The following is a 25,801-nucleotide window of genomic DNA, read 5'->3' as shown; positions in this document are numbered from 1 at the left end:
GCCATTCGAGGGCTGACTTCGCCTGAGCATGGTGGAAAGCGCTCACCGAACTGGGGCCGTCACGCCAACTGACTATGAGTTCCGAACGCCCGAAATTGTTGCCACAACCGACCTCGAAATTAGCTCATTGATCCCACGGACGGAAGAGCATTTTGTGTCGGCAAAGAAAAGCCGTTAGTGCCACGGCACCTGCAAATCCTTCCTCAACGAGGAAGGGAACAAAACCACCTGCCGGTTCTTTCCGTGGGACGAGACAACCGATGGAAATACGCATGGAAGCTCCTCCCCTTCAACGAAAGCTTGCCGCCATCCTCGCTGCTGACGTCGAGGGTTATTCGCGGCTCATGCATGTCAACGAGGAGCGCACGCTCGCGACGCTGACGTCGCATCGTACGATCGTCGATAGCATCATCGAACGAGCAAACGGAGAAATCTTCGGGACCGCGGGCGACAGCGTTCTCGCTGAATTTCCGTCGATTGTGCTGGCATTCAATGCCGCTGTTGCCATGCAGCAATCGATTTGGCGCGCCAACCAATCTCTCCCTGACGAAGAGCGAATGAACTTCCGGATTGGCATCAATGTCGGCGATGTCCTGGTCAAAAACGGGGACATCTTCGGCGATGGTGTCAATATCGCTGCTCGGTTGGAAGGAATGGCGGACGTCGGCGGGATCTGTGTAACCCGAGGCGTGAGAGATCACCTTCGGGACCGCGTTGACGCAGCATTCGAAGATCTGGGTGAGCAAACGTTCAAAAATATCGGGAGACCACTGAGGGTGTTTCGGGTTGAGTTCGACCAGGAGGCGGATCCGCTTAGCGACGGACCTAGGCCCCGCTTCATGAATGCGGATGACGAGAGTAACCCCGATACTCGGACACCCTATGCCGAGCCAATGTCCCTTGATCATGGGACGTCAGAAGATTTGCAGCAAGTCGAGATCGCCTTCTGGGATGCGGTCCGGGAGAGCAATGACCCCAATGAATACAAACTGTATCTCTCGCGATTTCCCGACGGGAAGTTTGTTGATCTAGCACACGCTCGCCTGGAAAACAGTAAGCCGTCACCGGAGGACCTCGCTGTTGAGGTCGCCTTCTGGGATACTGTACGCAGCGATGGCAACGCTGCGATGATCGATGCCTACCTTGCCAAATATCCCCGAGGACAGTTCTGTGACTTGGCGCGCCTTATGCTCGCGACATTACGGAAGTAGGATTATCGCGCTGCCTGAGAACGCCGATCCCGATCTAGGAGGGGGCAGCGATGTAGCGGAACTCGGTCACTTTAATTCGAAGCGATGGGAATTTCGCGGTGCGTGCTGTCGAAGATGGCGAGGTGACGTAGCGTGAATTCGTGATCGGCGCACATGCTCAGCATTGGCGAGCGGCCAGCGGTCTCCATTGGCACCGTCTTGTCCAAGGGGCTCTGCCGGAGCTTCAGTTCTTCCGACCGCCCGGAAGCGGCCCCGATCGGCTCAGCGAAAAAGAACGCCACGACCGGGCAGATCACGCGCCGACGGAGCGTGCATGCCGGTGACGACTATGAGTTAGGCAGCCTGACAGCCGTTGCTACTTGTTTTCTGAAGTAAATTCGCTGGTTTGAAACTGCCTGCGCCAGATTCCGAAATCGCCTCGGAGGTCGTCGGTGTCACTAAGCTCACCCCGAACGTCTGAAATGGGGGCGCGAAGCGGACGATGGCCCCCGGTTTGCTTTTTGGGCTTACGACTGACAAGCGCCGCAGCGCTTTCAGTTGGTAGCATTTTCTACGCAATTCCGCGTAAGTACGGGGGGTCTGTGTCGATGCCCGTTGGTGGCACATCTCAAAAGGTGTGGCTCAACCAATCGAACCAATCGAACATTCGGGCGTTCAGCGATATCATCAGCTACAACCTTGAAAACATAGTCGCTTCCAAGGACAGCCCGGTGACCTATCCGCAACTTCGCTCCCAAGACCCAGAGTTGGCGACTGAATCGCGCAGCGGTCTCTCCTCGCTAGTACTGGCCGCACTGGGCGTCGTATACGGTGACATCGGGACCAGCCCGCTCTATGCGTTTCGCGAGGCGCTGCACGCGACAGCCGGATCGGGATCGCACCGGGAGAACGTGCTCGGCATTCTTTCCCTGATCGTATGGGCACTGACCATCGTCGTCACCGTGAAGTACGTGACATTCGTCCTCAAGGCAGACAATCGCGGCGAAGGCGGAACGCTGTCCCTGATGACGCTTGCTCGGCAGAGCTTCGCCGAAAAGCCAGCCTGGATCCTCGTGCTGGGCGTCGCGGGCGCTTCCCTATTTCTTGGCGACGCCATCATAACGCCTGCAATCTCGGTCCTGTCCGCCGTCGAAGGAATTCAGGTGGTCGCGCCCGGCCTGTCCGCATGGATCGTGCCGATCACCGTCAGCATCATCGCCGTGCTTTTCTTCGTTCAGCGCTTCGGCACAGGCGGCGTCGCCTCGGTGTTCGGCCCCGTCATGGCGGTCTGGTTTCTGGTTCTCGGAATAAGCGGCGCCATCCACATCCTCGATGACCTCGAAATATTCGACGCCATCAACCCGCTCCATGGCGTTCTCTACGCGTCGAACAATGTCGGGCACGCCATCGCTGTTCTCGGGGCGGTCTTCCTTGCGGTCACGGGGGCGGAGGCGCTCTATGTCGACCTAGGTCACTTCGGCAGACGGCCGATCGTGACGGCTTGGTTTTCCCTCGTCTTCCCATGCCTTCTCCTTAACTACTTCGGACAAGGTGCGTTCGTCCTCGCGAATCCCGACATGACCGAGCACCCCTTCTTCGGCATGCATCCGGAATGGGCACGAGTGCCGATGGTATGTCTGGCGACCGCGGCGACCGTGATCGCGAGCCAGGCGGTAATCTCGGGAGCATTTTCCCTTGTCCGTCAGGCCATGCACCTCAACCTGCTGCCGCGCTTGCAGATCCTGCATACCTCCGAGACGCACTCCGGGCAGATCTTCATGCCGCAGGTGAACGCGTTCCTATTCGTATTTGTCGTCGCGCTGGTTCTCTACTTCAGGAATTCCAGCGGGCTTTCCGCCGCATACGGCATTGCCGTCACTGGCGAGATGCTCATCACCAGCGTTCTTCTGTTCGTCGTCATGAAGCACATCTGGAAATGGACCACGTTGACTACTGCGGCGGTCATCGTTCCACTCTTCCTGATCGATGCAGGGTTCTTCGTGGCGAATATTGCCAAGTTTCCCGAGGGCGGATGGGTTCCGGTCGCCGTCGCATGCACTATGGGCTTGATCATGCAAACATGGATGGCGGGTCGACGGCTGTTGGCCGCCCGCACGCGCGCAGATGAGGTGCCACTCGAAGGGGTCGTTCACAGGCTGACAAGGAAGCCGCCGACCACCGTGCCAGGAACGGCCGTCTTTCTGACGAGCGACGTTGAAGGTGCGCCCACCGCGCTGCTGCACAGCCTCAAGCACTACAAGGTTCTCCACGAACACAACGTCATCCTGAGCGTGATCACCGCAACGGAGCCGTTCGTGCCTGACGACGAGAAGATCTTCCTCGAAAGCTTCAGCCCGCTGTTCAGCCGACTGGTGATCACGTTCGGATACATGGAAACGCCAAACATTCCGCGCGCATTGGTGCTAGTTCGGAGGCTCGGTCTCAAGTTCGATATCATGTCGACCTCGTTCTTCCTGTCGCGTCGGACGATCCTCCCCTCCAAGAACGGTGGGATGCCCTTCTGGCAAGATCGACTGTTCATTGTGCTCTCTCAGAACGCTGGCAACGCGACGGACTATTTCGGCCTTCCCAGTGGACGAGTGGTGGAGCTTGGCCTGCAAACCGTCATCTGATTGAATGGGAACGTGGGCAGGTCGGGATCTACCTTCGGAACCTCAAAGTCACGCGTCACGTTTCGCTGCGGAGGAAAAAAATCGATGGCAAGACATGGCGAGACATCAACAGCCGAGGCATCGGAACTCGATTTGGCACGAAGGGTCTCGGCCGAAGCGCATCACGGGCAGACGGACAAGACAGGCCAGCCTTACGACAACCATTGCGAGCGAGTTGCCGATCGCGTCCAGGGGACAAAGGAGAAGACTGTTGCCTTCCTCCACGATGTCGTCGAGAAATGCAACCACTGGGATTTCGACCGCCTTCGACAACTAGGGTTCAGCAACGACGTCGTCGACGCGGTTGACGCCCTCACCCACCGCCAGGACGAAACCGACGATCAGTTCGTTATCCGGGCCGTCGAAAACAGGCTCGCCTGCTCCGTAAAGATCGCCGATCTCCAGGATAATCTGCAGCAGGCAAACACCGTCGGATCAGATCCTGTAAAATACAAACGAGGCTTGGAGTTGGTCGCAATGGTTAAAGCGGATCCCAGCTTGACAGGCCTGACCTGACTGGGTTTGTAACGAGACATATGGGATCGCACCTCCTGTGGAGCGTTCTTCCATCAATCTACTCAATCCTTCGGGACCAACGTGATCCGCTTGATTTTGACGGCGTGGAATCCTTGGCGAGTAGGCCACACGTACTCGAGACAATTGCGTTGTCCGGTGCGCCGGCTCGGTTAGAGCCGCCTTCGATGAGCTGCTCCGTCGCGGGTAAGGCGTCAGTGAGAGAGAGCATCTCCGCCGGGAACAGCTTCAGGGGAACTTCGGGTCCTTCCATCCGTTGGCGGATTAGAGGAAATCAAGGGAGAAGAAGATGGCCAATCTCTACAACGAAAACGCACCCGCCTTTTCCGGCGACAGAGCCCAGAGCGCCCTCACTGCTTTTTTCGATTCTCGGTCTGACGCAGAGTCGGCCGTCGAGCGGCTGAGGGAAGCAGGAGTTCCTGACGCTCGTTTTATGCCGGGCTACGAAGCCGACACGGACAACGCCGAAGTCGGGAGCGACGATCGAGGCGGCTTCTTCGAAGCTGACTGGTTCCTGCCGAACGAAGACCGGGACGTTTATGGAGAGGGACTCCGCCGAGGCGGCTTCCTCGTATCGGCCGAGGTGAATGATATTACTTACGACATCGCGCACCAAATTCTTGGAGAGCATGGCTCGATCGATATGGACGAGCGCGCAGATCTTTGGAAGACGGAAGGTTGGAGCGCAAGCAGGTCGGGCGAAGAACTGGCCGACACCCGCTACGACCAGAATCGGGTTTCCGGCCTCGAGCGCGAGCAGCAGGAGTTGGGGACGAGCGAAGACGTATTCGCGGCCGAAGATACGCGGCCGAACTATCGCCGCCGTGGGGAGCAAGTGTCGCCGCGCGTCCGCTCCTACGAACTCGATGCCGCCATCCCCTTCGATCTTGAGGACGACGTCCTTCCGACGGGTCACCAACGTGATGTGTGGGAGGGCGAGCGTCCGCGTGACCCGGAACAAAGCCAATCGATGGGTGACCTCCGCCAGGATCAGGCATTCCCGCGCAGACGCTAGCTACGAGCATTTCTTGATGGCGGCGGTCACATCGAACGCCGTCGCCATCTGTAAGAAAGCAGCGATGGGCGAATCCACTCCACGAGAAACCATCTCGCCTGTTTACGATCCATCGCCCCACGCTTACGGCGTCCCATAACCTACTCAGTCAGGTCCGGGTTTGGCCAACATCGAGCGGTCCGTCCTGCAGCGAGGAGGTTAGGTGTTCACCGGGCGAACGGAATGATGTATCATGCCGACTTCTCCTGGCACACTTGGTGCTCGCCTGGGAAGGATCGTCAAATGGCAATTCTGAGCGATAGCACTGCGGACGGAGCTTTCTCGGGGTTCGACCTCTGCAGGACATGGGCCTTCGGGTTTTCATTTGTCGCCGCACTGCTACTTTCAGCCTATTCCTGCTCCTCGGCGGATGCCAACCTCATACTGCCCGGCGCGCATCTGGAAGCGGTGAGTGAGGGTCATGCGCACACCGAAGGGCCATCGGTAGATGCCCAGGGCAATCTGTTCTTCACGGACTATGGAAACAACGTAATCATCAAGTGGAACGCGGCGGATGGGAAGCTGTCCAACAGGCTCACGCCGTCCGGAAATGCGATCGGGACCGACTTTGATCGCGCAGGCAATCTCATTGTGGCGGCCTCTGACAAAGGCGAACTGTGGTCCATCGCAACCAACAAGAAGGTCACAGTTCTGTTGTCCGCCTATGGCGGAAAAGTGTTCAATGGTCCGGACGATGTATGGGTTCGTCCGGACGTAGACGCTGACAGACGACGTCCGGGAGATGGCGGCGGGTGCGTGGCAGGCGACAATCGCCAACTCGTACACATGCACCGAAGCGGGAGCTATGGGGCACGAGTGTGAACGGGGCGGTGGTATTCACCTTGCCGAAGACGCGTTTGTGTTCGAGGTTGTCGACGAGGATAACCGGAGAGTGCCGAACGGAACGACGGGATCGAAGCTGCTTATTACGACGCTGAACAATAGTGTCTTACCCCTGCTTCGCTACGAAATCTCCGACATTGTTACCCTCGCAACCGAAGCCTGTCCTTGTGGCTTGCCGTTCTGGCGCATAGCCGCGCGTCCCCTCCCACCGTAGAAACGATAGCTCGCGCCGCACGCGTCCCCATCTCGTGCGAACTTGTTATCCCTTGGACAAAGGGCAGCTTGTGCAGGGGACCGACACGCAGTAGAGATGGTTGGTCAGGTTCGGCTCTACGCGAGGACGGAAGTCATCATCGATGTCTATACCCCCGGTCCTTCGGGTTGAAAACAATCCCCTGCCGACGTCGCCGGTCCTCGTCTTTGCATCCTTCAGTGCATCGGGGCGGCGTAGACTTGGGAACGGCAGGTCCGACGCCGACAAGGCATGTTGGCCAGTGGTATCGATAAACGCCGCGAATCTCATCGTTTCGCTTTCCCTGGTCACGACGGCTCCGGATGTATCCATGCTGTGCTGAATGTCGTAATCGTCGCTAAGGGCAAGGACTTGCAGCTTGCCCGCGTTATGCAGGGCTAGCAGGCGCTCCACCGACTGATGAGGAACCGTCGCATAATCGTCAACGAAAACGGCCTTGAAATGCTTCTGAAAGCGCTTGAGGTCACTTTCATTGAAGTGGGGCACCGCTAATGCGACGACCTCATGCATGCGCAGGATAGCGTAACGCCATTGAACCGTGGTGCGGGTTGTCTTGTTGGCTTTGGCCTCTGACAGATTTCTAGCCGCCCACACGAAAGGATCGGCCTGCTCGCGCTCTCGGAAATACCTGTCGGCAACATCCTCTATCGTTGCCAGCCCCAGTCCGATTTTTGCGGCGTAGTCCGGATCGGCCAGAACGATCTCCTGTTTGAACAGATCGAAGACCTCGTCCAGCAACCGATCAGGCTTCTCCAGTATCAGCCGCTTGACCGTATCCTCGGTGCAGACGACCAGTGGCTCATAGGGCATGGGACAATAGAAATCAGCCTCGGGAAGCAGCCCTTTTCGTGACATCATCGTTACGTGGAACCCGTCGGTACCGGTTGCAGGTTGATACCGCAGCGTCCCATCCTGGTCGCGCAGGAACATGCCATGGGCGGTCGCGACAGAAACGACGGCGTCGATGCCGCTCAACGAGGTGCCGAGGACGCCCACCTCCACCGGTCCGATGCGCTTGATCGCGGAAGCAGGCCATGGAGACGAAAAATATCCTGGCGAAACCTCGGTATCCTCAGGCCAGTCATGGCCTGTGGCCATCACGACGTGATCGAAGTTCGCTTCACCATCCTCGCCACCCCGGCGGGTGAATTTCAATGCAATGTCCGCGTTCCCAAGGTTTATGTCGCTGATCTTGTGGCTCGCCTTCACGTCAATGGCGTGTCCACCCGCGATGCCGCGCTTCACAAGGGTCCAGAACTGGTCTGCAAAATAGTCCCCTAAGAGGACGCGGGGATAAAATTCCCGGTCGCCAATAGCGTCGCGTTCTACGCCGAGTGCCTGAAGTTCATCGCTGGTTCTCGAGCGGAGCCATTCGACAAGGCTCTGGTCGATTGGCGGTACCTCGATGCTCGCGATATTCGCGAGCATCGTTCGGTCGTTCACCGCTGGATGATAGGGCGTTCCCTTTCCGGCATCCGGCGTTTCCTCGAACACGGTGATGCTAAGCGGTTGAGTAGAGGCGATGAGGCCCCGCAGCGTATATATGCCGGTGGGACCGGAGCCGATGATTGCAACGCGGGTCATGGATACTTTCAATGAGAACGGCAGGTGGACGTTAAGGGTGTGAAGCACGAGGCGCACCTCAGCCTTCCGGCAAGGCCGATTGGTGCGCGGGAACAGTCCTGTCGATTTCCTCGAGAATGAGCCTGATCTCCCGAACTGGCTTACGCTGATGATCGAAGACTTCCACCGAGAGCATGTGATAGTCGCCAAGTGGCAGCCCGTCCGCCGCCATCTCTGCGAGGGCAGTTCTGCCCTCCTCAATCGCGGCCTCCGGCGTGTCAAACTCGTATGACATCTCAGTCGGCTGCACCCCATCGTGATCGACCAACTGAAAATAGTACGTGGCCATTCTAAGCTCCTCGAATGTGTCGAGCTCATTCGCCCCACCGATGGCTTAACCTAGACAAGCTGGATATGTTCCAGATCCGAGACAAACGAGATCCGGCCCCGTGCATCGGCGTCACGGCCGGCGCGCCGGCCTTTCGTTTCTTCTTCTTCGAGCCGATCGGAACAAACCACCCATATGCAGGTTTATCTTCGGTCTCCCACACACCGTTGGCGTGCGCTCGCGATGAGCATTCGCCTCCGCTGAATGGGAACGCATCAACGGAGGATATGAGTCGCGGCAGACGCCGGCGCGCTTGATCAGGCTCTCGGAGGCCGTCGTGGTCTCGTTGGAGGATCCCCGCTGGTAGTCGACATGGTCGTATATCCAATTGCAGATGGCGGTCACCCGTCGTTGTTGCTGGCTGATCGAGGCGGGCGTCCGCTCCAAGGCTGAGCGCGGTTTTTCGCTCTCGATCAATGTGAAGGCCGCGGCTCTCCAGGGATCGTATACTCTCGCACCGTTCAAGTCCGGCTTAACGATGACGTTCTCCTGCATGGGGGTTCCCGAAGCCTTGTCCCAAGGACTGCACGGCTATTCGCAGGCTGCGGTCGGCCTGGATGGATGGTCTTTCGCGGCGTTTTGGAGCCGACATATTGCCGTTGCTAGTCGTCCGGCCGGGAGTTATGAATCGCTTCCCATCGAATTCGAGTTGGAGAGACCAGTGGCGAACGGGACGGTAAAGTTTTTCAACCAGGACAAGGGCTTCGGCTTCATCACCCCGGATGACGGCGGGCAGGACGTGTTTGTCCATGTCAGCGCCGTGCAGGGTTCAACGCTTCGGCACGACGGCCAGAAGGGTGTCCTATGATCTCGGCCAAGACCGAAAGACGGGAAAATCGAAGGCCGAAAACGTCAGATCGATCTGAAGTCGAAAGTAGCTCCACGACACATCGTCGGGCTCATTTGGTACCACCCGATCACGAAGGTTCTGCTCAGTCAGGGGCTACCGTCGTTGGAGGTCGGACGTCGGCAGGCGATCGAGGCTTCGTGCGGTCGTTGAACTGGTCGGAAGCTCGCTGGTTTGCGTCCGTCACCTGCGCAGCTTCCTCTTCGGTGGCCTCGTGCTGTTCTTCGGCGCGCTTCCAGTGATCTTCGTGCTGGCCTTCAGGTCGCCCTTCGTCTTCCCAGATCTTATATGCTCGTTTGCGCTGTTCGTGTTCTCGATCCATCACTCGCCCTCCTCTTCTGGCGGTAGATAACAGCCGCTGAGCGACAAAGTTCCAGCACTCTCGGACGCCCAGATCGGGGATGTGATTTGGCTACTGGATTTTCCCTCCACCCCGACGTCCAAGACATAGCTTTCAGTGCTTTCGCGCCAACCTCCCCCGCCCGGATCGGGCGGTATGCTGTCTTCAAATTTCTGGGGCCCAGAGAGATTGCTCCATGTCGCGCCATCTTGGCAGACCTTCCGGATGCTTAACTGCCGACTTTTGTCCTTGGGGCGCGGGAGGGCGCTTCTTGAGAGCACCCCGCGGCTTCCCATGGAGCATCAGCCGCGGTGCCGACTACATCATGCGGCGTTAGGGATATGATGCAAACGCTTTATTGAGCGCGTCCGCCAGCCGGACGCCCGCTTTGGCGAGTTGCTCGTCTGCGATCACTCTTCTCGACCTTGAGCTGCTTTTGACCCAGGGTCAGATCAATTGGAACAAGTCCATATGCTCGGACGGCCTGCTGATGTCATGCGTTCACCCAATCCACCACGGATCCAGAGAGGAACGTGCTCTCGTCCTTGCCCTTCAGCCAGGATTGCTCGAGATCCTGGACGTAGGCGTTCCAGTTCCACTGGATATCAGACTGTCCAAACTGTGTGAAAGTTTGTCCTTCCAACGAGTTCAGCTTCGGTCCTGAATAGAAGACGTGAAAACCGTTGCCACCGCCATCGTCGTCGCGCTCTGCGCAGTGCAGACGCTGGGCAACATCGCCGTAGAGATGAACGAGGAACTTAAGCGCCATCGCGTGCTCGGTCACGGCACCAGCATCGCGGAAATGCACAGGTTGGGAGAGGATGCGCAGTTGCTCCTCGACGGCCTTGACCAGGCAGGTAGCGGAATCAATTTCTGAGGGAGATTCCGTAAAGTATTGAAAAATGATTCGTTTTGAGTCGGAACGAATCATCCTGACACGTCTTTGAGTCGCGTATTAGTGATTCGGAGTAAGCCTCATGGCCTCAGGACAGCGCGCGCAGTGGAAGGGCTTCATAAAATTCGGGGAGGTTTCCTTCGGGGTGGCGCTGTACGCCGCTGCGTCCACCTCTGACAGGATCACCTTCAACACCATCAATAAGGCCACGGGCAACCGCGTAAACCGTGTCTTCATTGATAGCGAGACCGAAGAGCGCGTGGAGAAAGAGGCCCAGACCAAGGGCTTCGAGATCGAGAACGGCCAGTACATTATCATCGATCCGGAGGAGTTCTCTTCGGCGATTCCGGAGAGCAACAAGACGCTGGAGATCGAGGCGTTCATTCCCTGCTCGGATGTGGATGATGTTTACTTCGACAAGCCATATTACCTCACACCGGACAAGATGGGCGGAGACGCGTTCGCGGCCCTCCGTGACGGCATGAAGAAATCGGAGGTTGCGGCCATCGCCCGCACCGTCCTCTTCAGGAGGATGCGCACGGTGCTGATCCGTCCGCACGGCAAGGGTCTGATCGCCACCACCCTGAACTACGACTACGAGGTCAGGTCGAGCGCGAAGGCGTTCGAGGAGATGCCCAAGCTCAAAATTCAGGGCGAGATGCTCGATCTCGCCAAGCACATCATATCAACGAAGAAGGGTGCGTTCGATCCAGCGACGTTCGATGACCGCTACGAGGCCGCGCTCGCCGACTTGGTGAAGGCCAAGATTGAGGGCAAGGCGCTTCCGAAACCGAAGAAGGTCGTAGTGTCGAAGCCCAACGATCTGCTGGCGGCGCTACGCGAGAGCGCGGGCATGATGAAGGCTGCCGCGGACAAGCCGAAACGCACTGCCGCCAACGCAAATACTGGTGCCGGGCGGGAGCGCGCCGCACGCGGGGCGGCAGCGAAGAACGGCGCTAAGGCGGCTCCGCAGCGCAAGGCAAGTTGAGAGACGACCCATGGCACCGAAATACTATTGGAAGGGTTATCTCAAGCTCTCCCTCGTCACCTGCCCCGTGGCGATGACCCCCGCGACATCCGAGAGCGAGAAGGTTCGCTTCCATACGCTCAACAAGGAGACGGGCAACCGCGTCGTCTCCCAGTACATCGACTCCGTCAATGGCAAGCCCGTCAGGGAGAAGAACGAGGCGAAGGGATATGCCCGCGGCGAGAACGACTACGTGATCCTAACGGACGACGATCTGGATGCGGTAGCGCTCGATACGGTGAAGACGATCGACATTGACAAGTTCGTCCCAGCCGACAGCATCGAGTGGATCTACCTCGAGAAGCCGCACTACCTGATGCCTGACAACGCCGTAGGCAACGAGGCGTTCGCCGTCATCCGCGACGCAATGAAAGCCGACAAGGTTTTTGGCGTATCGAAGCTGGTCATGGGTCGCCGAGAGCGCGCCGTCGTCCTGGAGCCGCGGGGCGAAGGGATCGTGCTCTGGACCCTGCGCTTCGGCGACGAGGTGCGACCGGCGGAGAACTACTTCGAAGACATCGACGAGCAGGCGGATCCGGATCTAGTTCCCCTTGTTCAGCAGCTCATCAAGAAGAAGTCGGCACGGTGGTCGGCGGCCATGGTGAGCGATCCGATCCGGGAGAGCCTGCTCAAGATCATCGCTCAGAAGAAGAAGGCGCTGAAGCCGAAGAAGGCGGCGAAGGGGAAGGCCGCCGAAGTCGCTCCGAAGTCCAATGTGGTCAACATCATGGACGCGCTCAAGAAGAGCGTCGAGGCAGATCTCAAAGGTAGGAAGGCCGGGTAGTCACATGCATTTGCTCGAAACCAAGGTGGCCCATGAGACAACCGGCTGGCGAATAGACTTTGTCGGCGACGATGGGGAAGTGGTGTATATCAAGGTCCCGGACGGTCACGCCAGAAGTGCCGACGAGGCCTTAGAGCAAGCAAAAGCCCTCATGGTGCAGCTCACCGCGTACGGGACTCGCGGCGGTGGCCGGAGCATCAACCAATACGACGCGGCGAGTAACGGCAACTTCAATGACGACGAACCGCTACTCGCCACATTCCACTAACTCCGTCCAAGACTCCTAGTAATCAGCCGGCTAGCCATCCCCTGACCTGCTCAAGGATTCTTCGTTCCTGGTCCGCCTCCACGACAAATTCCGGCTGCCAGTCGGTCCGATGTGCTATTGCCTTCAAGACATCGAGACTGCTGCCAATGCCGTAGCCCCCGTGGGTGATGAATGGATAGACGATCTTGCCCGACAGGTCGTGGGCCTGGACGAACGCGCGGACAACCGGCGGCGCGGTCATGCCCCAGATCGGCAATCCGATGTAGACCGCGTCGAAACCTGCAAGGTCCGCTACAGAAGCCGCCAAAGGCGGAAGGTAACCGGCCGTCGTCTCCCGGCTGGCCTGCGCCACGGTCTGTTCGTAGTCTTCAGGATATTGAGTGGCAGGAGTGATCTCGAACTGGACGGCGTTCTTAGTCCTCCTGATCTGATTGGCGATCACCCGCGTGTTCCCGGTTCGGGAGAAGTAGGCGACCAGAATCCGCTGTGAATCGGTACCCTGCGCGGACGGGCTGTTGGCGAGGGAAGATACGGCTGCTGCCGCGATCGGAAGGCTCTGCAGGAAGTGGCGTCTGCGCATTCGGACCTCCATCGAGTTCATTCGATCGCTTGACCGGCGGCGTATTCGTCATCCGTGACCTTTTCCATCCATGTCACGTTGTTGCCGTCGAGGGCCTCCGCGACCGCGAAATGGGTCATCGCCTCGTTCGGCGACGCGCCATGCCAATGACGAACATTAGGTGGAATCCATACTACGTCGCCGGCACCGACCCACTCCACCGGAGCGCCTTCCTTCTGGACGAGCCCCTTCCCGGAGACAATTAACAGCGTCTGGCCGAGAGGATGGGTGTGCCATGCGGTTCGTGCGCCGGCCATGAAGGACACGGTCGCTCCACCGATGCGGGCCGGAGCATCACCGCGATAGAAGCCAGAGGTCTCGACTTTGCCCGTGAAGTAATGCTCCGGCGCCGCCGCGCGCCCCTCGCCCGCCCGCGTCACCCGGACATCGTCCGGCGCGACCAGGGCACTCGCTTCTCGGGTCTCGAACACCTTCGTCAGCGCGGGCACGGCTGACATGGCTCGTGGCCATCCGGCGTAGAACGCCACGTGCGTCACGACCTCGGAGGCTTCCTGCCGCGTCAGGCCGTTGTCCATTGCTCGGTTGGTGTGGAAGGGAAGCTGTTCGGGCTGTCCGTTTGCAATGAGCGCCGCCATCGTCACTAAGGTGCGGTCTCGGGCCGAGAGATCAGGCCGTTGCCAGAGATCGCCGAAGAGGACACGGTTCGTGAGCTCGGCAAGCATCGGGGCGGTCGGCGCGATGTTCGCGTCGACGTTGGCACCGCGAGCGACCTCGGCTGCGGCCTCAAGCTGGATCCTGTTCGCGTCGCTGCTGGCGACGGGGCCGATCCTGCGTTCCTCGAAGACCTCCTTGACCTCGGTGACAGCCGACATCGCGTTTGGCCAGCCCGAGTAGAAGGCGAGATGCGTGATAAGTTCGCCCACCTCCTCGGGCTTCAATCCGTTGTCGAGGGCTCGGCGCACGTGGTTGCCGAGTTGGGCCGCCTTGCCTGTGGAAACCAACGTCGCCACGGTGACGAGGCTGCGGTCGCGAGGTGAGAGTTCTGCGCGCTCCCAGACTTCACCGAAGAGGACGTCGTCGGTGAAATGCCCAAGTCCCGGCGCGACATCGTAGACGGCGGGCGGCGCGACGCGTGGGTGCCTCTCTTCGGCCTCGACACCCGTCGTCGCCAGTGCGGACGCCGCGATGGTGGCTGCGATCTTGTTCATGGACGTGTCTCCATCCTTTTCTTGAGGTGCGTCTTGTCGACTTCAGTGTCCGGTCATCTTGAGCACCGCCTCCGGCAGACGCTCACCCTGCACCTCGATCTTCGACGCTTCGCGATCGATCTCGCTGAGGTCGTCGGTCGTCAGGTCAAGTTCGACGGCGCCGATGTTCTCTTCGAGACGGTGAAGTTTGGTCGTGCCGGGGATCGGCATGATCCATAGCTTCTGCGCCAGCAGCCAGGCCAGAGCGACCTGCGCGGGCGTCGCCTCCTTGCGCTCCGCGATCGTCTTGATGACGGACACAAGTTCCAGATTGCCCTTCCGGGCTTCGGGAGAGAACCTTGGCACCATGTTGCGGAAGTCGCCTTCCAGAAAGGTCGTCGTCTCATCGATCTTGCCGGTCAGAAAGCCGGCGCCGAGCGGCGAGAAGGGAACGAAGCCAATGCCAAGTTCTTCCAGAGCAGGAAGCAGCTCCTGCTCCGGTCCACGCCAGAACAACGAATATTCGCTCTGCACGGCGGCTAAAGGCCGAACGGCGTGAGCACGACGGATCGTGTTAACACCGGCTTCGGACAGGCCGAAGTGCTTGACCTTGCCCTCGGCGACGAGGTCCTTGACGGCGCCGGCCACGTCCTCGATCGGGACGTTCTGATCGACGCGATGCTGGTAGAACAGGTCGATGCGATCGGTTTTCAGACGCTTCAAGGCAGCGTCGGCGACGGCTTTGATATGGTCAGGCCGGCTGTTGGTTCCGCCGTTCCTCGCGCCCGTCTCCATATCGATGTCGAAGCCGAACTTGGTGGCGATCGTCACTTGGTCGCGGATTTGCTGCAGTCCCTCGCCCAACAAGGATTCGTTGGCGAACGGCCCGTAAGCCTCTGCGGTATCGAAGTGGGTGATGCCGCGGTCGTGGGCGTCGCGGAGGAGTTTGATCATCTCACTCCTGTCGGGCGTCGCGCCGTAGACGCCGGTCATGCCCATGCATCCAAGGCCGAGGGCCGAGACCTCGAGGCCGGAGTTTCCGAGCTTGCGCTTCTGCATTGTCGTTTCCTTCGTTCAGATGTTCTTGTCGTCGGACGTGAAATCCGAGCTGACGCTGAGGTCTTTCCACGCGCCGATCTCGCGGCGCTGGCCGTCGACCTCGTTGCCGACGATCTTGACGGCGTCGCTGCCGAGAAGCAGCCGGGCCGGAAGTTCCGATCTCGAGACAAGATCGAGGAGAGCGGCCGCCGCCCGTTCGGGATCGCCGGGCTGTGTGCCATGCGTCTTATCGTTCTCCTTGCGGCGTGGTCCGGCTGTTGCGGCGTAGTCGTCGATCTTCGTCTTGGTCTGCTGCAGTGAGCGGCCTGCGAAGTCCGTGCGGAATGCACCCGCTCGACGACGACCACCCGAATGCCGAGCGGAGCGACTTCCTTTCGCAGGGCGTCGGACGCCGCCGACCGCGAACTTCGATGCCGAGTAGTATCCCGAGCCGGGTGCGGCCAGCCGGCCGGCGATTGATGATATATTGAGGATTGTCCCCGAACGGCGGGTACGCATGCCCGGCAGAACCGCCTTGATCATCGACACGGTGCCGAAGAAGTTCGTGGCGAAGAGAGCGGCCACCTCCTGCTCGTCTCCCTCTTCCACTGCGGCGCGGTAGCCGTAGCCTGCATTGTTGACGAGGACGTCGATCGCATCGAACCGCTCTTCAGCCTTTCGCACGACGTCAGCGACCTGGGCCTTGTCGGTGACATCGAGAGCAGCGGAATATGCAGTCCCAGGAAACTGCGCGGCGAGATCCTGAACCTTGGCCGCGTCTCGTGCCGTCACCACGGCGTTGTGACCGGCGGCGAGAACCGCTTCGGCCAAGCTTCGCCCCAATCCCGTGGAGCATCCCGTAATAAACCAGGTGATCATCGTATTTCCTTCAGTGTCATCTCAACTGTTTGGAGTCGCATACCGAACGGTCAGGACCGCGGCGGCGCTTCGACGCCGGAATAGACCAACACCTGTTCCGGCAGCCGGGCGCCCTTGATTTCGATCGCGGCGACGGCCTTGTTCAGTTCGGCGACCTCGTCTGGCGAGAAGCTGACCGATGCGGCACCGACGTTCTCCAGCATGTGCGGCATCTGTGTGCTGCCGGGGATCGGCACGATCCACGGCTTCTGCGTCATCAGCCATGCCAGCGCGATTTGGCCGGGCGTTGCCCCCTTGCGGTCGGCCCAGGTTTTCACCAGCGCGACCAATGCGAGGTTGTTCGGCAGGTTGTCAGGGGAGAACCGGCCCTCGATGCCGCGGATGTCGCCTTCGGCGAATCTGGTCCGCTCGTCGATCGCACCCGTCAGGAAACCGACGCCCAGGGGGCTCCATGGCACGAAGCCGATGCCGAGTTCTTCGCAAAGAGGAAGGACGGCCTCTTCCGGGGCACGCCACAGCATCGAGTATTCGCTCTGGATCGCCGTTAGCGGCAGTTCGGCATGGGCGCGGCGGACAGTCTGCAGGCCCATCTCGGAAAGCCCCCAGTGCAGTACCTTCCCCTCTGCTTTCAGTTCCTTCACCGCGCCTGCGACATCCTCGATTGGCACGGCCGGGTCAACACGGTGCTGGTAGAGCAGATCGACGCGGTCGGTGCGTAGCCGCTTCAACATGCCCTCGACGGCCAGCTTGATATGCTCGGGCCGACTGTTGAGTCCCGGCATGCGCTTGCCGGTCTCGAGATCGATGTTCCAGCCGAACTTCGAGGTGATCACGACCTCGTCGCGGAAAGGTTTGATTCCTTCGCCTAGGATTCGCTCGACCTCATGCGGACCGTAGGCCTCAGCGGCGTCGTAAAAGGTGACGCCGTGGTCGTGCGCCGCCCGGATGATTGCGTGCATCTCGCTGCGTGTCGGGATCGTCGTCTGATAGGTGCGGCTCATGTTCTGTACACCGATACCGATGCTCGAGACTTCCAGCGATCCGAGCTTGCGGCCTCCAAGCGGGCTGCTGGCAATGGCCGTCTGTGCCGCCGCCGTGGAGTAGCTGGCTTCGACGAGGGGCATCGCGGCAAGCGACCCTGCAGCTCCGAGGAAGCCTCGCCGGCCCATGGTCAGTTTGGTCTGATCTGGCATTACAGGAATCCTTTCGAGAAGCGCTGATTACGATCCGAACATAGACCTCGCTGGGACATGCGATTAGGTGCTATAATCCGCATCTCCCTATAAGCAGGACTTATGAATGCCAAACGAGAACTACAATGATCTTGCCGCCTTCGTCGTCGTTGCGCGGGAGGGAAGCTTCACTAAGGCGGCCGTCAAACTGGGTGTCTCCCAGTCGGCCCTAAGCCAGACTGTCCGCGGGCTGGAGGCGCGCCTCGGGATGCGACTTTTGACGAGAACGACGCGTCGCGTATCGCCCACGGATGCGGGGGAGAGGCTTCTTCGGACCGCGGGTCCGCGTTTCGAGGAAATCCAGGCGGAACTCGTGATGCTCAGCGAGATGCGGGATCGCCCTACCGGCACCGTCCGCATCACGGCAGGCGAGCACGCGGCGGTCGCCGTGCTCGCTCCGGCTCTGGAGAGGTTCCTCCCTGAGAACCCCGACGTGAAGGTGGAGATCATCGTCGACTATGGCCTGACGGACATCGTCGCCGAGCGCTTCGATGCGGGCGTCCGGCTCGGCGAGCAGATCGCCAAGGACATGATTGCAGTACCGATCGGCCCCGAGGTGCGCATGGCGGTGGTGGGATCGCCAGCCTACTTCCGTCGTCACGCGGTACCGGACACGCCACAGGATCTGACCGGACACAACTGCATCAACATGCGTCTGCCGACGCACGACACCATCTTCGCCTGGGAGTTCGAACGGGATGGCCGCGAATTGCGAGCCCGAGTGGACGGTCAGCTCGTATTCAACAACTTGGCGATGAGGCGCGACGCCGCGCTTCGTGGCCTCGGGCTGGCCTACATGCCGGAGGATCAAGTTCAGGCCGATCTGGCGACGGGCGACCTCGTTCGTGTGCTTGAGGACTGGTGCCCGCCGTTCGGCGGCTATCACCTATACTATCCGAACCGGCGGCACCCTTCTCCTGCCTTCGCGCTCGTGGTGGACGCGCTCCGCCTGCGGTCGTAGAGCTGACGCGAAGCCCCCACTATTGATCGTCGAACGACAGCGTCGCCGACGGTTCTCGATTGCCGTCGCTCTGATCCTTAATCGCCCCCAGCTTGGCTTTGACGCTTTCATCGCGTCCGCGCCGGCCACGATGCGCTACGGAGGAGTTTCAGAGTCCGACAACTCCACGACAGCGGAGCCCAGCTTCGCCGGATCGACACCTTGCGTCCGTCCGTCGTCGAGAGTTCCGTACGGAAGGAGCCCGGCTCGACCGACATCGTACCGATGCCGAAAGGAGCGACGACGTATCGCAAGGATTCCATCCAGCCTTCGAAGGTCTCGCGCCTTGTGGCATTTCCATCGGATGATGGATAAGGTGCGTGCTGAACAGGGGCATCAATGAACGTACTTCAGCGCAACAACGTCATCCTCAATGGAAGCGGAAGCCAGTCGATGGTTTTTTCCCACGGGTTCGGTTGCGACCAGAACATGTGGCGGCTGGTTTCGCCGGCCTTCGAGAGCACGTTCAAGACGGTCCTCTTCGATCACGTCGGTGCTGGGAGATCAGATCTTGGAGCATATGATCCTGAGAAATACTCCAACCTCTCAGGTTATGCGGACGACCTCGTCGAGATCGGCCAGGCGCTTGACCTCAAGGACGCTGTCTTCGTCGGCCACTCGGTCAGCGCGATGATCGGAGTTCTGGCATCTCTGAAGGCACCCCGCATGTTCGAAAGCCTCGTGCTGGTCGGCCCCTCGCCCCGCTATATCGATGACGAGGGATATTACGGCGGGTTCAAAAGCGGCGATATCGACGAGCTATTGGATTCTCTCGCCGATAATCACATGGGGTGGTCGGCGGCTATGGCGCCTGCCATTATGGCGAACTCGGATCGGCCGGAACTAGGTCAGGAGCTCACCGACAGCTTCTGCAGGACCGATCCCGAGATCGCCAAGCAGTTCGCGAAGGTGACTTTCACTTCGGACAACCGGGCGGAACTCCCCCTCGTCACCGCTCGCACCCTGGTTCTTCAATGCAAGGACGACATTATCGCATCTGAGGTAGTCGGCGAATACGTCCGGGAGGCGATCCCGAACTGCAGCTACAAGCTTCTCGATGCTACCGGTCACTGTCCCAACCTTTCGGCACCAGCCGAGGTCGTTGAGGCAATTCGCGAGTTCGTCAGACACTAGATGAGTGCGATGCCCGACTTTCAGAATCTTTTTGAGGATGCTCCATGCGGTTACCTGCTGCTTGACGCACGCGGGCGGATCACCAAGGCCAATCGTACCCTGCTTGCATGGCTCGACTTCAACGAGGCCGACCTTGCTGACCAACGCCTTCTCGATCTAATGCCTGTCGCCGGCCGTATGTTCTACGAGACGCATTTCGCGCCGCTCCTTCGCATGCAGGGCAACTTTCACGAAGTGGCGCTTGACCTCGTGCGGAAGGACGGAGCCCGTCTTCCGGTTCTGGCGAATGCGAACCAGAAGACCGGAAGCGATGGCGGCGTACTGGAGACCAGGATAGCCCTCTTCGAGGCGACGAGCCGCCGCAAGTACGAACGCGAGCTGTTCGATGCCAACGAGGCTGGCAAGGCCGCTCGACGGGAGGTCGAGGCGCTCAATTTGGCGCTAACACGTTCGGCTCTCCTTCGAGACGAGTTCATCGCGGTTCTAGGGCACGATTTGCGCAATCCATTGGCGTCGGTGAAGGGCGGCGTGCGCTTCTTGGCGAAGGAGGCCCTCAGTCCCAGAGCAAGTGAAGTCGTCCGATTGATCGACGGGAGCGTCGACAGGATGAGCGCACTCGTCAACGATGTCCTAGATCTGGCGAGCGGCCGCCTCGGGGGTGGCATTGCCGTCGCCCGTCGGGAGGAGTTGGATCTCGAACCCGTCCTCAGGCAGGTCGTCTCCGAATTGGAGAGCGGAACTGGCAGAAAGATCCATGTCGATATCAATCTGCCAGGTGCAGTGCTCGTCGACAGTGGTAGAATTGGCCAGCTTGCGTCCAATCTTCTCGGCAACGCGTTCACGCATGGTCATCCGGATCTTCCCGTTCGTATGAAGTCACGCGTCGAGGATGGCTGCCTTATCGTGGCCGTCTCAAACGGAGGCGACCCTATTCCATCGCAAACGATGGAGCGTCTCTTCCAGCCATTTTTCCGGGGCAGCAATCCGAATGAACGTCAGCAAGGACTAGGACTAGGTCTCCATATCGCCTCCGAGATTGCCAAGGCGCATGGAGGCACCTTGACGGTGAAATCCGATCAGGACGCGACGGTCTTCGAATTTCGGATGCCGGGTACCCCAGAGGAAACGCCTTAGCAGCCTCTGGCTAGGCGACTGGATCTGCCTTCTTCCGCTTCAGCTTCGTGGCGGACTTGGAAGCGTTCGCAGCACGTTCGACGGCGTCCTTTTCGAGGCGTAAGGCACTGAGCTTTGCAGTTTTGGATTCCCGGTCTAGCACGCGCTTGTCAATGATCGCGTATGCGGCTTCGGTGGTGGCGTCCAGCTTGGCAGTGCCGGAGGGTTTTGGTGTTTTGATGTCTTGATCCATGAATGCGGACATAGTGCTCAACGCAGCCACCGCAACGGGGGCCATCAAGATCGTGCTGTCCGAAGGGAGCAACGGGGCTTTCTGTCCATTCACAGGAGTTCACCTGAAAGGAACGAGCCATGACAGACCTTCCCAAAGCCGACGCGATAACCTCGGTTTCTGAAGAGGCGTCGTTCTCTACATGCCTGGGATGAAGCCCGATCCTCGACGATCGTCCGACCCCATGCAGCTCTGGGTGCTGGCACCCCTGCAGATAGGAGTTGCGCTGTCGGCGATTGCAATGGCCGCGGCCTTTGCTCCTCTTCGGTTTTTCTTGCCCACCTCCCCAACATCCGAGCCAGGCTCCTGAGCTTTTCCTTCGGTCTCGGCTTCGCGTCAGCAGCGACGTCGGCCGAAAAGCGCCAGAGGCAGCCATGGGCAGCCTCTGGCGCTACAGGTTTCCGACGTTAGTTCTTCGGCGCCGACAATTTCTGCATGACCTCATCGAGGTTGAAGCTTGCGGGCTTCTGGCGGACGGGGAATTCTTGAAAGCTTTGCAGCCACTGCGCAACAATCGCCTGCGAGGGGACGATGACAAAGGCTCTCGCGAAGAACCACGTCTCATATTCCATGGACTCATCACCACGTTCGAACGGGTCGGCCCGCAGGTTGAAGAGAAGTGGGGTCCTTAGATCGGTGAATGGCTGGCGCCAGACGCCGATGCCGGTGTGATCCTGCGACTTGAAAACCACCTTCCAGTTCTGCACGCGCACCGCGACCAGTTCGCCGTCGTCGTTCCAGTAGAGGAAATCCCGCCGCGGGGACTCGTTGGCGGTTCCCGAGAAGAACGGCATGAGATTGTAGCCGTCGAGATGCACCTTGAAGGTCTTGGCTCCGGCGGTATACCCGGTCAGGCATTTGGCCACGATACCGGTTCGCCGGCTGCCGCGCAGAAGGTCGGGATCAGGTCGTAGTGTGAGAACGCCTCATTGTAGATCGTGCCGGGCTTGATCACACCGGGCCATCTTATGCACGTCGGCACGCGATAGCCACCTTCCCAATTGGTCGCCTTCTCGCCGCGGAAGGGCGTGCTGCCGCCATCCGGCCAGGTCATGACCTCGGCCCCGTTGTCGCTGGTGTAGACGACGATCGTATTGTCGGCGACGCCGAGATCATCGAGCTTCTTCAGCAGCTCACCGATCATGCCATCATGCTCGACCATACCGTCGGGATAGACGCCAAGGCCGGTCTTGCCGACGGAATCGGCCTTCAGATGGGTGTTGACGTGCATCCGGGTGGAACTGAAATAGCAGAACCAGGGCGTATCCGCCTTCTGCTTGCGGTCCATGAAATCGAGGGCAGCGGCTAGGAATTCCTGGTCGACTGTCTCCATGCGCTTAACCGTCAGCGCCCCGGTGTCCTCGATTTTGCCGTCGGCCGAGCCCTTGATCACCCCGCGTGGGCCGAAGCGTTTGCGGAAGGCCGGGTCTTTCGGATAGTCGGGGTTCTCAGGTTCTTCCTCTGCCCCCGTCGACGATCAGCCGGTCCGATGGTGAACCGTCGGCACCGAGGTAGGTGTTGAGGCCGATAGCCCCGCCCTCGCCGATGTAGTCGACGACCGTCAGAGTCTTGTAGCTCGACAAAAGCGTCGGATCACCTGTGGGCGGCGTGTACTGGATCAGGCTTGGGTCGTTGACAAGGTTGGTGAGGTTGGAGCTGCCCGTCATGATCCAGAGGCTGTCATCGAGAAGACTGACGTTTGATACGCTACCGAGCGCTGTGAACGCAGAGCCAATGACGGTGGAATGGGATACGGTCACATTGGCGAGACCGGGAACGACTGGAAGGGCCGCCGGTGGCGTGAATACTGGTGGAATATCCAGACCTTCGGGGTCCGTCACGCCGCCTGGACCGGTGTCGGGGACAGCTAGCGGTGGGAACTCGGCGATTGTTCCCACCCTCAACCACTGCCCGCTACCGCCGACAAACGAATTGGAGAGGGAGACGTTTCCGATGCCGCCCACGCCGATCGTCGAACCGCTGACGTTGGTAAGCGTGCTGTCGGTGAACCTCGCATTCGACACGAACCCTGCTGCCCCGGCCACGTAAAGGGCCGACGATGCATCGCCAGACGCATTCACGGTCGTATCGACGGCTGTGATCAGACCGCCGCTGTTGGCCACGGCCCCGTGAGAACGCGCCCCTGTCGCCGCAATCGACGAGCCCACGAAGTTGACCGAGCTGCCGTTGTCACGGGCATGCGCGCCATCCGACCCTACGCCTTCCGTTGCAACGGCGGTGCGATTGCCATTGACCGTCCCGGCCATGATGGCACGCACTCCGCCGGAGAGATCGCCATGCGTTGTGACGGTGGAGTCGTTGAGCGTCATGACCGATGGCGCGTCGAGAAAATGCTGGACCGAGGTGCCGCCCGGCGCACTGTTGCCGAACGTCTCGACGGATATGCCGTTGCCCGTCAGCGTCGCGGGATATTGCGGCCCGGCCTGCTCTACAGTTGCATAGAGTCCGACGCTTCCGTCCCCCAGCGTTCTGATCGAGTTTCCATTCAGGATCATCGTACCGCCGTCGTCGGCGACCGCCCCCATCGCGCGTTCTCGACGGAATACCGTCCGTGGATGACGCAGGTTACGACATCGCAGGTCGAGCGGCTTGAGGCGGCTATTGCCGACATCAAGCGCGGCGACGACATCCAGCCTTGGGAATCGGCGATTTCGAAGGCCATGGCCGATCTGGAGGATTTCTGATGCGTGTCCTCTCAACTTTCAGCGGCATCTCGGCGGCTTCGGCCGCCTGGAAGCCCCTCGGCTTCGAATTCGTCGGCTACTGCGAGCCGGCAGCGTTTCAGAGCTACGTGCTCGCCGCACGCTGTGATGCGACGTCTCCGAAATACCTACCGGCAGCTAAGGGTTTCGGGCCCCGCAAGTACGAATCCATCCGCGGCGGTTCCGTGGTCAATTTCGGCGATATCACGCAGATCAGCGACGACGACCTCCGCGCTCTCGGACCTGTCGACGTCCTCGAGGGTGGCTCGCCGTGCCAAGCGTTTTCGATTTCCGGGCTCCGTAAAGGTCTCGCTGACGATCGCGGAAATCTGACGCTTGCATTCGCGCAATTGGCCGCGCGAATGCGAGAAATCAATGGCCTCAAGTTTGTTGTCTGGGAAAACGTAAAGGGAGTTTTGAGCGATGGAACGAACGGATTCGGATGTCTTTTGGCTGGCCTCGCCGGTGACGGAGCGGGAGGAAATCCTGTGGTCCCGCCAGGGCGAAGCTGGACGGCTGCTGGTCATGTGCTTTCCCGAGACATCCATGGAAATACCGACGCTACCGTCTGTTGGCGAACCATCGACTCTCAATTTTTCGAAGTCCCACAACGCAGGGAGCGCGTGTTCCTTGTCGCCAGCTTTGACCCAACTGTCGACGCAGCCTGCGTACTCGCTGAGTTCGACCGCCAAAACCGGGATCCTGCGTCGCGCAAACGGTCGCAAGAAGAAGCTACCGGCAGCGGTCAGGGAGGCGCTGGAGAGCTGATCTGGCCTCAGGTGCTCGGCACATTGAACGCCAGCGCGGCCGGAATGTCGCGGCCGGCTGGACAGGGCAACGAACTCGATTTCGTTTTGGTGTTCTCGGACGGCACGGTCCGTCGGCCGACACCGCTGGAGTGCGAGCGTGCGCAAGGATTCCCGGATGACTGGACCGCTGTCGAAATCGGAGGCCGCCCGGTGCTCGACATCGAGCGATATCGCGGCATCGGCAACTCAATGAGCGTCCCTGTCATGGAATTCGTCGGCTACCGGCTGCGGAGAGCGGTGGAACGGACGAACGAGGAAAGGATGGCGTCATGAGAGTGATGAGAGATAAGACAGTCAAGGCGACTGCTAGCAAGCTTTTTGAAGCGTGCGGAACATCCTGGCTCAGTCACAACCATGACCATTGGTCGGCGGTTGTTAAAGCGTGGTCTGTCGGATCAACTCGTGCTCGCGTCTAAAAGTCTATTGCTGGTTTATCGATCTTTTGCTTGCCGAGCTTTGTCTACCACGCGATTGGCACCGCGTTCTAAACGAACTTCCTTTCAAAAATAGTCGTTACGCCGTCCTCGGAGCATCGCTTCGCGGTTCCTCTCTCTATGCTTTGAAAGGGTTCATCATGACCACAGGCACAGTAAAATGGTTCAACTCCACCAAGGGCTTCGGCTTCATTCAGCCTGACAACGGCGGCGCCGACGCGTTCGTTCACATCTCGGCCGTCGAACGCGCCGGAATGCGCGAAATCGTCGAAGGCCAGAAGATCGGCTACGACCTCGAGCGTGACAACAAGTCGGGCAAGATGACGGCCTGCAACCTTCAGGCTGCGTAGATTGAGAACCTGCGGCCCCCTTTGACCACGGATGTACTGGCACTGGGGAAAGCATGTCGATCTGAAGGCCGGGCAGTCATGCCCGGCCTTCTTTCGTTACGGAGCTCACGCTCCATCCAAGGAAATTCCATGACCCAGACATACAGCAAATCCAGACAGCAGGCCGAGGCGGCGTTTGGCAACATCCAATCGCAACTTTTCGCCCGCAATCAGGCAGGCGAAGAAGTCAGCTTTGTTGAGGATGCGCAGCGAACGAAAACCGCCCGGCTCCGCGAAGCTCGCTTGGCAAGAGACGCCCAATTCGGGGCCGCCGCGCGCGCTTAAACCCTTGCGAACCTGCGTATTTCATGATTATGCCTCCTGGCTTGTAGT

At 59.8% G+C, this 25,801-nt stretch carries 26 protein-coding genes and 3 pseudogenes; 16 read left to right on the top strand and 13 right to left on the bottom strand.

The window, feature by feature from the left end; translation table 11 throughout:
* Positions 1-272 precede the first annotated feature (272 nt).
* The 5 genes from ASC90_RS08210 to ASC90_RS08185 all read left to right on the top strand — a co-directional run bounded on the left by ASC90_RS08210 (position 273) and on the right by ASC90_RS08185 (position 6,272).
* Positions 273-1,211 (top strand): adenylate/guanylate cyclase domain-containing protein, encoded by a 939-nt coding sequence (locus ASC90_RS08210; protein ID WP_056538065.1) that lies wholly within the window; start codon positions 273-275, stop codon positions 1,209-1,211.
* Positions 1,212-1,921: 710 nt separating this feature from the next.
* Positions 1,922-3,823, top strand: a complete 1,902-nt coding sequence (locus ASC90_RS08200; protein ID WP_056538147.1) for a potassium transporter Kup — start codon at positions 1,922-1,924, stop codon at positions 3,821-3,823.
* Positions 3,824-3,907: 84 nt separating this feature from the next.
* Positions 3,908-4,378, top strand: coding sequence for an HD domain-containing protein (locus ASC90_RS08195; RefSeq protein ID WP_056538060.1), 471 nt, complete (start codon positions 3,908-3,910; stop codon positions 4,376-4,378).
* Positions 4,379-4,685: 307 nt separating this feature from the next.
* On the top strand, positions 4,686-5,411 hold the full coding sequence (locus ASC90_RS08190) for a hypothetical protein (RefSeq protein WP_056538056.1): 726 nt from the start codon (positions 4,686-4,688) through the stop codon (positions 5,409-5,411).
* A 282-nt stretch (positions 5,412-5,693) separates the two neighbouring features.
* On the top strand, positions 5,694-6,272 hold the full coding sequence (locus ASC90_RS08185; protein WP_056538053.1) for a hypothetical protein: 579 nt from the start codon (positions 5,694-5,696) through the stop codon (positions 6,270-6,272).
* Between the two features lie 280 nt (positions 6,273-6,552).
* Here the strand turns inward: ASC90_RS08185 and ASC90_RS08180 are convergent, their stop codons facing one another.
* The 3 genes and pseudogenes from ASC90_RS08180 to ASC90_RS29725 form a co-directional block, all read right to left on the bottom strand.
* Positions 6,553-8,130 (bottom strand): FAD/NAD(P)-binding protein, encoded by a 1,578-nt coding sequence (locus tag ASC90_RS08180; protein WP_244480346.1) that lies wholly within the window; start codon positions 8,128-8,130, stop codon positions 6,553-6,555.
* Positions 8,131-8,188: 58 nt separating this feature from the next.
* Positions 8,189-8,458, bottom strand: coding sequence for a hypothetical protein (locus tag ASC90_RS08175; protein ID WP_056538051.1), 270 nt, complete (start codon positions 8,456-8,458; stop codon positions 8,189-8,191).
* Positions 8,459-8,728: 270 nt separating this feature from the next.
* Positions 8,729-8,845: pseudogene (locus ASC90_RS29725) on the bottom strand (transglutaminase family protein); the annotation flags it as partial.
* Positions 8,846-9,158: 313 nt separating this feature from the next.
* Here ASC90_RS29725 and ASC90_RS08170 point away from each other — a divergent pair.
* A pseudogene (locus tag ASC90_RS08170) lies at positions 9,159-9,363 on the top strand (cold-shock protein).
* Between the two features lie 66 nt (positions 9,364-9,429).
* Here ASC90_RS08170 and ASC90_RS08165 read toward each other — a convergent pair.
* Both ASC90_RS08165 and ASC90_RS08160 read right to left on the bottom strand, forming a co-directional pair.
* Entirely contained in the window at positions 9,430-9,666 is a 237-nt protein-coding gene (locus ASC90_RS08165; RefSeq protein ID WP_056538048.1) for a DUF2934 domain-containing protein, read from the bottom strand.
* 511 nt (positions 9,667-10,177) lie between these two features.
* Positions 10,178-10,615: a S1/P1 nuclease gene (locus ASC90_RS08160; RefSeq protein WP_056538046.1), complete on the bottom strand. Its 438-nt coding sequence runs from the start codon at positions 10,613-10,615 to the stop codon at positions 10,178-10,180.
* Positions 10,616-10,661: 46 nt separating this feature from the next.
* On the opposite strand from ASC90_RS08160, the gene ASC90_RS08155 reads away from it, so the two are divergent.
* The 3 genes from ASC90_RS08155 to ASC90_RS08145 are packed head-to-tail and all read left to right on the top strand — an operon-like array spanning position 10,662 to position 12,658.
* Complete coding sequence (locus tag ASC90_RS08155; protein ID WP_056538043.1) at positions 10,662-11,567, top strand: Ku protein; 906 nt, start codon at positions 10,662-10,664, stop codon at positions 11,565-11,567.
* A gap of 10 nt (positions 11,568-11,577) precedes the next feature.
* Positions 11,578-12,390 (top strand): Ku protein, encoded by an 813-nt coding sequence (locus tag ASC90_RS08150; RefSeq protein WP_056538042.1) that lies wholly within the window; start codon positions 11,578-11,580, stop codon positions 12,388-12,390.
* A 4-nt stretch (positions 12,391-12,394) separates the two neighbouring features.
* Positions 12,395-12,658, top strand: coding sequence for a hypothetical protein (locus ASC90_RS08145; RefSeq protein ID WP_056538039.1), 264 nt, complete (start codon positions 12,395-12,397; stop codon positions 12,656-12,658).
* A gap of 22 nt (positions 12,659-12,680) precedes the next feature.
* Here the strand turns inward: ASC90_RS08145 and ASC90_RS08140 are convergent, their stop codons facing one another.
* From ASC90_RS08140 to ASC90_RS08120, 5 genes are read right to left on the bottom strand one after another with little or no spacing between them, the layout of a single operon-like run.
* The gene (locus tag ASC90_RS08140) at positions 12,681-13,238 is read right to left on the bottom strand and encodes a flavodoxin (protein ID WP_244480345.1); all 558 of its coding nucleotides are present in this window, start codon (positions 13,236-13,238) and stop codon (positions 12,681-12,683) included.
* Between the two features lie 17 nt (positions 13,239-13,255).
* Positions 13,256-14,446 carry a carboxymuconolactone decarboxylase family protein gene (locus ASC90_RS08135; RefSeq protein WP_056538038.1) on the bottom strand — a complete coding sequence of 397 codons (1,191 nt, stop codon included), beginning with the start codon at positions 14,444-14,446 and terminating at the stop codon, positions 13,256-13,258.
* Positions 14,447-14,488: 42 nt separating this feature from the next.
* Positions 14,489-15,484: an aldo/keto reductase gene (locus tag ASC90_RS08130; RefSeq protein ID WP_056538035.1), complete on the bottom strand. Its 996-nt coding sequence runs from the start codon at positions 15,482-15,484 to the stop codon at positions 14,489-14,491.
* 15 nt (positions 15,485-15,499) lie between these two features.
* Positions 15,500-16,342, bottom strand: coding sequence for an oxidoreductase (locus ASC90_RS08125; RefSeq protein ID WP_244480344.1), 843 nt, complete (start codon positions 16,340-16,342; stop codon positions 15,500-15,502).
* 50 nt (positions 16,343-16,392) lie between these two features.
* Complete coding sequence (locus tag ASC90_RS08120; RefSeq protein WP_056538033.1) at positions 16,393-17,535, bottom strand: aldo/keto reductase; 1,143 nt, start codon at positions 17,533-17,535, stop codon at positions 16,393-16,395.
* 106 nt (positions 17,536-17,641) lie between these two features.
* On the opposite strand from ASC90_RS08120, the gene ASC90_RS08115 reads away from it, so the two are divergent.
* The 3 genes from ASC90_RS08115 (at position 17,642) to ASC90_RS08105 (ending at position 20,842) form a co-directional block, all read left to right on the top strand.
* Positions 17,642-18,535, top strand: a complete 894-nt coding sequence (locus ASC90_RS08115) for a LysR family transcriptional regulator (RefSeq protein WP_056538030.1) — start codon at positions 17,642-17,644, stop codon at positions 18,533-18,535.
* 378 nt (positions 18,536-18,913) lie between these two features.
* Complete coding sequence (locus ASC90_RS08110; protein ID WP_056538028.1) at positions 18,914-19,708, top strand: alpha/beta hydrolase; 795 nt, start codon at positions 18,914-18,916, stop codon at positions 19,706-19,708.
* A gap of 9 nt (positions 19,709-19,717) precedes the next feature.
* Complete coding sequence (locus tag ASC90_RS08105; protein WP_156392877.1) at positions 19,718-20,842, top strand: PAS domain-containing sensor histidine kinase; 1,125 nt, start codon at positions 19,718-19,720, stop codon at positions 20,840-20,842.
* Positions 20,843-20,852: 10 nt separating this feature from the next.
* Here the strand turns inward: ASC90_RS08105 and ASC90_RS08100 are convergent, their stop codons facing one another.
* From ASC90_RS08100 to ASC90_RS29720, 3 genes and pseudogenes are all read right to left on the bottom strand, one after another.
* The gene (locus ASC90_RS08100) at positions 20,853-21,095 is read right to left on the bottom strand and encodes a hypothetical protein (protein WP_156392876.1); all 243 of its coding nucleotides are present in this window, start codon (positions 21,093-21,095) and stop codon (positions 20,853-20,855) included.
* Between the two features lie 425 nt (positions 21,096-21,520).
* A pseudogene (locus ASC90_RS08095) lies at positions 21,521-22,578 on the bottom strand (sulfatase-like hydrolase/transferase); the annotation flags it as partial.
* Positions 22,562-22,780 (bottom strand): hypothetical protein, encoded by a 219-nt coding sequence (locus ASC90_RS29720; protein WP_244480348.1) that lies wholly within the window; start codon positions 22,778-22,780, stop codon positions 22,562-22,564. The pseudogene ASC90_RS08095 and the gene ASC90_RS29720, both read right to left, overlap by 17 nt.
* 909 nt (positions 22,781-23,689) lie before the next feature.
* Here ASC90_RS29720 and ASC90_RS30245 point away from each other — a divergent pair.
* The 4 genes from ASC90_RS30245 (at position 23,690) to ASC90_RS08075 (ending at position 25,753) form a co-directional block, all read left to right on the top strand.
* Positions 23,690-23,818, top strand: coding sequence for a hypothetical protein (locus tag ASC90_RS30245; protein ID WP_280138315.1), 129 nt, complete (start codon positions 23,690-23,692; stop codon positions 23,816-23,818).
* A complete protein-coding gene (locus tag ASC90_RS08085; protein WP_056538021.1) occupies positions 23,818-24,918 on the top strand; it encodes a DNA cytosine methyltransferase in 1,101 nt (366 codons plus the stop codon). The genes ASC90_RS30245 and ASC90_RS08085 overlap by 1 nt, the downstream gene beginning before the upstream one ends.
* Before the next feature lie 301 nt (positions 24,919-25,219).
* The gene (locus tag ASC90_RS08080; protein ID WP_056538019.1) at positions 25,220-25,429 is read left to right on the top strand and encodes a cold-shock protein; all 210 of its coding nucleotides are present in this window, start codon (positions 25,220-25,222) and stop codon (positions 25,427-25,429) included.
* A gap of 129 nt (positions 25,430-25,558) precedes the next feature.
* Positions 25,559-25,753: a hypothetical protein gene (locus ASC90_RS08075; protein WP_056538017.1), complete on the top strand. Its 195-nt coding sequence runs from the start codon at positions 25,559-25,561 to the stop codon at positions 25,751-25,753.
* Positions 25,754-25,801 lie beyond the last annotated feature (48 nt).

This window comes from Rhizobium sp. Root1220 (genome assembly GCF_001426265.1).
Classification (GTDB): Bacteria; Pseudomonadota; Alphaproteobacteria; order Rhizobiales; family Rhizobiaceae; genus Rhizobium.
Note: the sequence above shows the minus strand (reverse complement) of the source record. Positions and strands in the feature narration are given on the sequence as shown.